The sequence below is a fragment of the Microcystis sp. LE18-22.4A genome (assembly GCF_027531105.1).
Lineage (GTDB): Bacteria > Cyanobacteriota > Cyanobacteriia > Cyanobacteriales > Microcystaceae > Microcystis > Microcystis aeruginosa.
The window spans coordinates 1-7,989 of the sequence record NZ_JAPZRB010000005.1; the positions used below are offsets into that span (position 1 = coordinate 1).

General features: G+C 42.8%; 9 protein-coding genes and 1 pseudogene. 7 read left to right on the forward strand and 3 right to left on the reverse strand.

Going from position 1 to position 7,989, the window contains the following annotated elements; translation table 11 throughout:
* A pseudogene (locus tag O9295_RS00080) lies at positions 1 to 104 on the reverse strand (transposase); the annotation flags it as partial.
* A 151-nt stretch (positions 105 to 255) separates the two neighbouring features.
* Positions 256 to 546 (reverse strand): small RNA NsiR4-regulated ssr1528 family protein, encoded by a 291-nt coding sequence (locus O9295_RS00085; RefSeq protein ID WP_002783350.1) that lies wholly within the window; start codon positions 544 to 546, stop codon positions 256 to 258.
* Between the two features lie 20 nt (positions 547 to 566).
* Here O9295_RS00085 and O9295_RS00090 point away from each other — a divergent pair, with 20 nt between their 5' ends.
* From O9295_RS00090 to shc, 6 genes are all read left to right on the forward strand, one after another.
* The gene (locus O9295_RS00090; protein ID WP_002753379.1) at positions 567 to 1,055 is read left to right on the forward strand and encodes a BlaI/MecI/CopY family transcriptional regulator; all 489 of its coding nucleotides are present in this window, start codon (positions 567 to 569) and stop codon (positions 1,053 to 1,055) included.
* A complete protein-coding gene (locus O9295_RS00095; protein WP_079209954.1) occupies positions 1,055 to 1,903 on the forward strand; it encodes a M56 family metallopeptidase in 849 nt (282 codons plus the stop codon). The genes O9295_RS00090 and O9295_RS00095 overlap by 1 nt, the downstream gene beginning before the upstream one ends.
* Positions 1,904 to 1,905: 2 nt before the next feature.
* Complete coding sequence (bcp, locus tag O9295_RS00100; protein WP_288030795.1) at positions 1,906 to 2,373, forward strand: thioredoxin-dependent thiol peroxidase; 468 nt, start codon at positions 1,906 to 1,908, stop codon at positions 2,371 to 2,373.
* Between the two features lie 156 nt (positions 2,374 to 2,529).
* Positions 2,530 to 3,327: a 30S ribosomal protein S2 gene (gene rpsB, locus O9295_RS00105; protein WP_079210095.1), complete on the forward strand. Its 798-nt coding sequence runs from the start codon at positions 2,530 to 2,532 to the stop codon at positions 3,325 to 3,327.
* A gap of 116 nt (positions 3,328 to 3,443) precedes the next feature.
* Positions 3,444 to 4,199: a translation elongation factor Ts gene (gene tsf, locus O9295_RS00110; protein ID WP_288030798.1), complete on the forward strand. Its 756-nt coding sequence runs from the start codon at positions 3,444 to 3,446 to the stop codon at positions 4,197 to 4,199.
* 109 nt (positions 4,200 to 4,308) lie between these two features.
* The gene (shc, locus tag O9295_RS00115) at positions 4,309 to 6,216 is read left to right on the forward strand and encodes a squalene--hopene cyclase (RefSeq protein WP_288030803.1); all 1,908 of its coding nucleotides are present in this window, start codon (positions 4,309 to 4,311) and stop codon (positions 6,214 to 6,216) included.
* Between the two features lie 60 nt (positions 6,217 to 6,276).
* On the opposite strand, the gene O9295_RS00120 is transcribed toward shc, so the two are convergent.
* Positions 6,277 to 6,672 (reverse strand): helix-turn-helix domain-containing protein, encoded by a 396-nt coding sequence (locus O9295_RS00120; protein WP_288030799.1) that lies wholly within the window; start codon positions 6,670 to 6,672, stop codon positions 6,277 to 6,279.
* Between the two features lie 118 nt (positions 6,673 to 6,790).
* Here O9295_RS00120 and O9295_RS00125 point away from each other — a divergent pair, with 118 nt between their 5' ends.
* Entirely contained in the window at positions 6,791 to 7,786 is a 996-nt protein-coding gene (locus tag O9295_RS00125; protein WP_288030801.1) for a glycosyltransferase, read from the forward strand.
* Positions 7,787 to 7,989: the final 203 nt, after the last annotated feature.

Genomic DNA, 7,989 nt, shown 5'->3' on the forward strand with positions numbered 1-7,989 from the left:
TATCTAAGACATTTATTCCGAACAAACTGTACTGTCCGAATAGCCTCATCAATGGCTTGATATTGAGATGGTTTTCCTCTAAGCTTGTACTCTAAAACAAACATTTTGCGTTATCGACCTACCACGCAAACTACTCTAGCATACTAAAATTAAATTGGCAACTATAGATTAGAGTTATTCTTAGTCGTGCTTCGCTGTTCTATGCTGGCGGAACTTTTCATCTCCGAGGTGAAACCGAGAGATGAAAAGCCGACATTATAGGTAAAAAGCGATTTCTTTCTCCTTGAGAGGGGCAAAATCGGCGGCTAACAACAGCTGATTTAACTCCTCTTGGGGGATATGTTTGGCCCCGATGCGGACAATTCGCGATCTCATCGTGTTAGAAACCCCGCTTCTTTGTCGTCCTGCTTCCAAACCCATTACCCGGTGATAAAGTTCCAATTTTGCCTGGGGAATCGGGGAACCATCAAAATCAATGCCATTAGCGATCGCCACATCAATGGCATCAGCGCCCGTAGTTGTGGTTAAATTAGTTTCGGTGGACATAAAGACAATATAAAGGATCGTTGCTATTTTATCAGGCGATCGATATCCGCCGCTATGATCAGGAAAGTAATCTTCATTTCTGTGTGACTATGGCTCAATTGCCGACCTATCAACCAAAACAGTTATCCCTGGGCCCCCTGGAAGCGGAAATTCTCAATATTGTCTGGGAATTGGAACCCGTTAGCGTTAAGGATGTCCACGATCGCATTTTAGCGGATCCAGAACGAGATCTGGCCTATACTTCTGTGACTACGGTACTGCGTCGTTTAACTAATAAAGGCTGGTTAAGTTGTTATAAACAGGGTCGAATTTTCTACTGGAAACCGATGGTTTCTAAGGAACAAGCACAGGCAATTAAAGCCTACGAACAATTACATCGTTTTTTGGCTATTGGTAATGCGGATGTGGTGGCTTCTTTTGCCGATAGTCTCGATACTGCTAGTGTCGAACAATTAAAAGCGATCGCATCTCGTTTAGATACCCTGCGTCAACAACGGAGAGAAAGCTAATGCACGGTTCAATGTTATTACTAGCATTAACTATCGCCATTGCTTTACGTTGGTTTCTGCCCAGCTATCAGCGTCGTTGGCAGATAACGCTATTTTTCTTTCTCTTTCCTCCTTTGCTGCTGTTAATGACAGTTATATCGGTGGTTTGTATGGGCTATCGCGGGCAAATGTTGGGTTATAACTCCAGTTTAATTAGTTACTTTAGTGCTATAATTTGGCTAGTTTTTGCTATATTTTGTTTGATAAAACTCTCCTATCAAACTTGGCAAACCCATCGGGATTTTAGCAGTTATCCCCTCAAAAAAATCACCGCTCAGAAGGCGAGAGTTTTAGCAGTGGATTTTCCCTACAGCGCCAGAGTTGGCTTCTGGAAGTCGGAATTAATTGTGACGCAAGGATTATTAAATCTCTTAGATCAAGAACATTTACAAGCAGTTTTAGCCCACGAACAAGCTCACCAAGAATATCATGACACTTTCTGGTTTTTCTGGTTAGGTTGGTTGCGATCGATGTCTTCTTGGCTGCCCAATAGCGAGAATTTATGGTCAGAATTGGTCTTCTTGCGGGAATTGCGCGCCGATAAGTACGCTTCTGGACAAGTGGATTATTTACTATTAGCTGAATCGCTGCTTTTAGTGGCAGAAAAAGTTAATCAAGTAGCGGAAATAAGTTTCTCCGATAGTTGCTGTGTCGCTCTCAATGATCATTCCTTAAATAATCGTTTATTAGAGAGAATCGATGCTTTAGTCGAGTCAGAAAACCCCGAACTTCCCAGATTTAACTATCAAGTCTGGCTATTGCTTTCCCTCTCCCTCGCTCCTTTCTTACTCTTGCCTTTACACTCCTAAAAATGACCCTAGAAGTTGGACAAAAAGCCCCCGAATTTGCCACCCCCAACCAAAGGGGGGAAATTAGTAAATTAGCAGATTTTGCCGGTCAATGGTTGGTCTTATATTTTTATCCCAAAGATAACACTCCGGGCTGCAGCGCAGAAGCGATCGATTTTACCGCTTTGTCGCCGCAATTTCAGCAATTAAATGCGGTAATTCTGGGAGTTAGTCCCGATTCAGAAAAGTCCCACTGTCGTTTTATTGAAAAATACAATTTAACTATTCAATTATTGAGCGATCCCGAGCATCAACTGGCGGAAATTTATCAAGTCTGGGGATTAAAAAAATTTATGGGCAAGGAATATATGGGGATTAGACGCTCCACTTTCCTGATCGACCCCCGGGGAAATATTGCCTATATTTGGTCAAATGTCAAGGTAAAAGCCCATGCAGAAGCGGTTTTGAAAAAACTTGAGGAATTGCAGTAGGAAGCCCTCAGTACCCAATATTTACGGGTATGCAATTGCGCCCTTTCGTGTTAGACTAGAAAAGTTGTCAAAAATCGCACATCTAGGCGATCGGGTGTTTCTAGGAATCTAGAAATCCAGCCCTAGATGGAGGATAAACCCGAAAAGGAGAAAAATATGCCCGTTGTCTCTCTTGCAGAATTGCTAGAGTCTGGGGTTCACTTTGGCCATCAAACGCGCCGTTGGAACCCGAAAATGTCTCAGTACATCTACACTGCCCGGAATGGGGTTCATATCATTGATTTGGTGCAAACTGCCCAATTAATCGAAGAAGCTTACGAATTTGTCCGAGGAGAAGCCGATCGCGGTAAACGCTTTTTATTCATCGGTACGAAGCGGCAAGCGGCAGCAATCATTAAACAGGAAGCTTTACGCAGCGGTAGCCACTTCGTTAACCAACGCTGGTTAGGGGGAATGTTAACCAACTGGGAAACCATTCGCGGCCGGGTAGAAAGACTCAAAGAATTAGAAGAATTAGAAAATAGTGGCGCCCTCGATAAACGACCGAAAAAAGAAGCATCGGTACTGCGTCGGGAATTAGGCAAACTAGAAAAATACCTCGGTGGCATTAAAACCATGCGCCGGCTGCCGGATTTAGTCATCGTAGTGGATCAGCGTCGGGAATACAACGCTATCCAAGAATGTCAAAAATTGGGCATTCCCATCATCTCCCTCTTGGATACTAACTGCGATCCTGACTTGGTAGATGTGCCGATTCCCGCCAACGATGACGCAATTCGCTCAGTCAAACTGATTTTAGGCAAAATTAGCGATGCGATCATCGAAGGTCGTCGCGGTGGTCAAGCAGCGGTGGAAGAATACGAGGAAGACTACGATAATGAAACCGAGTACGAGGAAGAAGGTGATTATTCCCAATACGCCGCCGAATTTGCCAGTGGAGACGACGATAACTAGGGAAAATTAGCTATTGATCGCCGCTAGGTTCGGGGGGAAACTTTCCGGACCTATCGAGCGGTCAAACCTGCCCCTCTCGTGGCATGATCAATTATAAGCAGTAGGTTAGGAATTTTATGGCGGAAATTACAGCACAACAGGTTAAAGAACTTAGGGAAAAGACCGGCGCCGGCATGATGGATTGCAAGAGGGCGCTGACGGAAAACGCGGGGGATATAACCAAAGCGATCGAATGGTTGCGTCAAAAAGGGATTACTTCCGCCGAGAAAAAAGCTAGTCGGGTAGCGGCAGAAGGGATGATCGGCAGTTACATCCACACCGGCAGCCGCATCGGTGTTTTAGTGGAAGTGAACTGTGAAACCGATTTTGTTGCCCGTCGCGAGGAGTTCAAAAAATTGGTTAATGACGTGGCGATGCAGATTGCCGCTTGTCCTAACGTCGAATATGTAAAAGTGGCCGATATTCCCGCCGAAATCGCCGCCAAAGAAAAAGAAATTGAGATGGGACGGGACGATTTAGCCAATAAACCCGATAATATCAAAGAAAAAATCGTGGCCGGCCGCATTGAAAAACGTTTGAAAGAACTTTCTCTGCTCGATCAACCCTTTATCCGCGATCAGAACATCAGTATTGACGAATTGCTCAAACAAGCGATCGCCGCTTTGGGAGAAAATATTCAGGTGCGTCGTTTCCAACGCTTTGTACTAGGTGAGGGGATCGAGAAAGAAGAAACGGATTTCGCCGCCGAAGTAGCCGCCCAAATGGGACAAAAAGCCCTGGAACCCGTAGCAGCCGCCCCGCAAGTGGAGGAAAAAGCCCCGGAACCGGCAGCGAAGGATAATCCGCCCGCTAAAGGCAAAAAGAAAAAGTAAGTTAAATGAAGATCAATCTGGTGGGGTGCGAGTTTCGTACCCCTTTTGTCTTCAGGGAATTATGAATTATTTGCACTCGTGGTCCCTAGAGGTTGTCGAACGGAAAAAAATGCAGATTCAGGACAAAATCACCGAAATAGCCGCTAAAACAGCGAAAGCGATCGAACTTTCTCAAAATTATTTACTTTCTACCCAATACTCTGAGGGTTACTGGTGGGCAGAATTAGAATCTAATGTCACCATCACCTCAGAAGCAATTTTACTGCACAAAATCTGGAAAACTGACAAAAAACGCCCCCTAGACAAAGCCGCCACCCATCTGCGTCAGCAACAGTGTCCTAACGGCGCTTGGGAGTTATTTTATGGTGATGGTGGCGATCTTAGCACCACTGTGGAAGCCTACATGGGGCTGCGACTATTGGGAATTCCCGCTAATGATCCTGCTTTAGAAAAAGCTAGAGAATTTATCTTAGCTAAAGGTGGCATCAGCAAAACCCGCATTTTCACCAAAATGCACCTCGCTTTGATTGGTTGTTACGATTGGCAGGGGGTTCCCTCTATCCCCGCTTGGATTATGCTACTGCCGGAAAATTTCCCTTTTACTATCTATGAAATGTCCAGTTGGGCGCGGGGAAGTACGGTTCCTTTATTAATTGTTTTTGACAAAAAACCCGTGTATAAAATCGGTTTTAATCTCGATGAACTCTATACAGAAGGGGTGAATAATGTCAAGTATGAGTTACCAAAAAATAACGATTGGGCAGATGTTTTTCTCTGGTTAGATGGGCTGTTTAAATGGGCAGAAAAAACTGATTTAGTTCCCTTCCGTCAAGAAAGTCTGAAAGCGGCGGAAAAATGGGTAATTGAACGACAGGAAGACACAGGCGATTGGGGGGGAATTATCCCGGCGATGTTAAATTCTCTGTTAGCTTTAAAAGCCCTAGGTTATGATGTTTACGATCCGATTGTTGCCCGCGGTTTAAAAGCGGTGGATAATTTTGCCATTGAGACAGATAATACCTATTGTGTACAGCCCTGTGTTTCGCCGGTTTGGGATACGGCTTGGGTAATTCGATCGCTAATTGAATCTGGGCTAAATCCCGCTCATCCAGCTATAATTAAAGCGGGACAATGGTTAATCGATCAACAAATTCTTGATTATGGCGATTGGGCGATTAAAAATAAAATCGGAACCCCCGGGGGTTGGGCTTTTGAATTTGACAATCGCTGGTATCCCGATTTAGACGATTCGGCAGTGGTGGTGATGGCTTTAGAGTTAATTAAAATGCCCGATGAAAATATTAAAAAAGCTGTGATGAAACGGGCAGTTAATTGGATGGCTACTATGCAGTGTAAAGCTGGTGGTTGGGGAGCTTTTGACATCGATAACGATCAAAACTGGCTTAATTCTTTGCCCTATGCCGATCTAAAAGCAATGATCGATCCTAATACGGCTGATGTTACTGCCAGAGTTCTAGAAATGTTAGGTACTTGTGATGTTAAAATGGAGGAAAATCGAGTTAAAAAAGCTTTGGATTATCTGGAAAAAGAACAGGAAGCTGATGGTAGTTGGTTTGGTCGTTGGGGTGTAAATTATATTTATGGAACCAGTGGGGCATTATCTGCTTTGGCTTTTCTGGAACCGAATAAATATCGCCAGCAATTGCAAAAAGGAGCCAATTGGTTAAGCAGTTGTCAAAATGTTGATGGTGGTTGGGGTGAAACCTGTTTTAGTTACAATAACCCTAAATTTAAAGGACAGGGAAATAGTACCGCTTCCCAAACTGCTTGGGCATTAATCGGTTTATTAGCCGTCGGGAAAGTCACCGGCAATTATCAGCGAGAAGTGATTGAAAAGGGCGTTAACTATCTTCTTGTTACCCAAAAAGAAAATGGTACATGGGATGAAGATTACTTCACCGGTACAGGTTTTCCCTGTCATTTTTACCTGAAATATCATTTCTATCAGCAGTATTTTCCTCTACTGGCTTTGGGGCGTTATCGGGCTTTGATTTAGTCCGTTAACCTATGCGTTAAGACAGGAAATAAGCTTAACTGTCTAGCGCATTTTTTATGACTAACTAGGAAGAAATAAATCAGGAGATATATTTAAAAAATTGGCTAATTTTTGAATATAGATAGGAGTTAGATCTTGTTGCCCATCAAGAATATCATCCAGGGTTGACTTGCTTTCAAAAATAGATAGCAAATCTTGCTTTTGTAGGTTTCTTTCCTCTAATATGAATTTCAACAATTCAATTCCATAAATATCAGGTATTGGCTCTTGATTTTCCTCATACTCATAAATTAAAGCCCCTAAAACATTTAGATATTCCCTTTCTTCTGCCGTTAATTGGGGTGTGTCTAACAGGCGATTAATAACCTCCTGCATCATTTCTAAGTCTTCCTCATTGTGAATAGGACGAGGAGGGTATTGCTTTAATAATTCTAAGTATTTATCAGTGGCAAACATAATTTAATAATATCTATGCTCGATCGACTATTGCCTTTAGATACCTCACACCTTAATAATTAAGTATAGAATAGCCAAGTCTCCAGACTACCGCTTAACCAAAACTTCTATTATCCTGATGAGAAACCTCTATTTTCTTTTGCCCGGTACTACTTCTCCTTTTGGTGGGGGTGGACTGTGGGCAGAAATGAAAACCGTCAATTTGGCTAGTCAAATTTGTACCGCCCAGATTGTGACTTATCGTCAAAAAGAGTTAAATTATCCTTTTTTAGAGGATATACTCGCGAAAATAAGCTCGGATGACAGTATTTTTGTGGTTAGCTGGGGTTTTGATCTTCCTAAACTGGTGCAAAAATTGCGATCGCATAATATCATTTATCATGCCCATAGTACAGGTTACGGCTTCTGTTTACCCTCCCAAATACCAATTATCACCGTTAGCCGTAATACTATGGGGTATTGGGGAGAAAAGGCTCCTAATGCTTTAATTTACTATCTTCCTAATCAAATTGGCTCAGAATTTCTCAATTTAGGCTTAGAAAGAGATATCGATGTCCTAGTACAGGGGCGCAAATCCTCAAAGTATCTTCTCAATCGTCTAGTTCCCGCCCTCCGTCCCCACTGCCGCGTTAAGGTTTTAGATAGCTATGTGGAGGATTTAGTGGGATTATTTAATCGCAGTCGGGTTTATCTCTACGATTCGGCTGAATATTGGGCTGTAAACGGTTTAACGGAGGGTTTTGGCTTACCGCCCCTGGAAGCTTTAGCCTGTGGTTGTACGGTATTTTCTAGTGTTAATAGCGCCCTAGCCGATTATCTCGATCCCGGTTTCAATTGTCAAAAAATCGGGGCTTATTCCAGTCAATACGATCTGGAACGTATTCTTAATTATGTCCGTAATTTTCCCGTTAATTCTTTACCGGCTAATTTTCTCGATGATTATAATCCCGAAAAATTACTACCACGTTTTGAAACAATTTTAAGAGAAATTAATGATTTCTTTGATATTAAAAAACATTATCCGGCTGATATAGAAGGTTTAGAACCCCTGCGACTTAAAAAATTATGGATACAGAGTTCCCTCGCTAAACTTAAGAAAAAACTGTTTAAGTAGCAGTGATATTTCCTTAATTAGGGTTTGCTGAAAAAGCTTTTCCTAGGGGCAGGGTGTGGGGTGTGGGGTGTGGGGTGTGGGGTTTTACCGATTTTCAGGTGGTCAATTACCTAATTTTCAGGGAAAAAGTCCAGGGATTTTCCCCCCAATCACTCCAAAGGTCGGCACTTTTTGAGGGAAAACAAGTCTAAAAGTCTTATCCA

What these genes read in the sequence shown, in the direction of transcription:
- O9295_RS00125 (WP_288030801.1), top strand. Translation starts at nt 6,791, where the DNA reads ATGAGAAACCTCTATTTTCTTTTGCCCGGTACTACTTCTCCTTTTGGT.
- O9295_RS00095 (WP_079209954.1), top strand. Translation starts at nt 1,055, where the DNA reads ATGCACGGTTCAATGTTATTACTAGCATTAACTATCGCCATTGCTTTA.
- O9295_RS00085 (WP_002783350.1), bottom strand. Translation starts at nt 546, where the DNA reads ATGTCCACCGAAACTAATTTAACCACAACTACGGGCGCTGATGCCATT.
- rpsB (WP_079210095.1), top strand. Translation starts at nt 2,530, where the DNA reads ATGCCCGTTGTCTCTCTTGCAGAATTGCTAGAGTCTGGGGTTCACTTT.
- O9295_RS00120 (WP_288030799.1), bottom strand. Translation starts at nt 6,672, where the DNA reads ATGTTTGCCACTGATAAATACTTAGAATTATTAAAGCAATACCCTCCT.
- bcp (WP_288030795.1), top strand. Translation starts at nt 1,906, where the DNA reads ATGACCCTAGAAGTTGGACAAAAAGCCCCCGAATTTGCCACCCCCAAC.
- shc (WP_288030803.1), top strand. Translation starts at nt 4,309, where the DNA reads ATGCAGATTCAGGACAAAATCACCGAAATAGCCGCTAAAACAGCGAAA.
- tsf (WP_288030798.1), top strand. Translation starts at nt 3,444, where the DNA reads ATGGCGGAAATTACAGCACAACAGGTTAAAGAACTTAGGGAAAAGACC.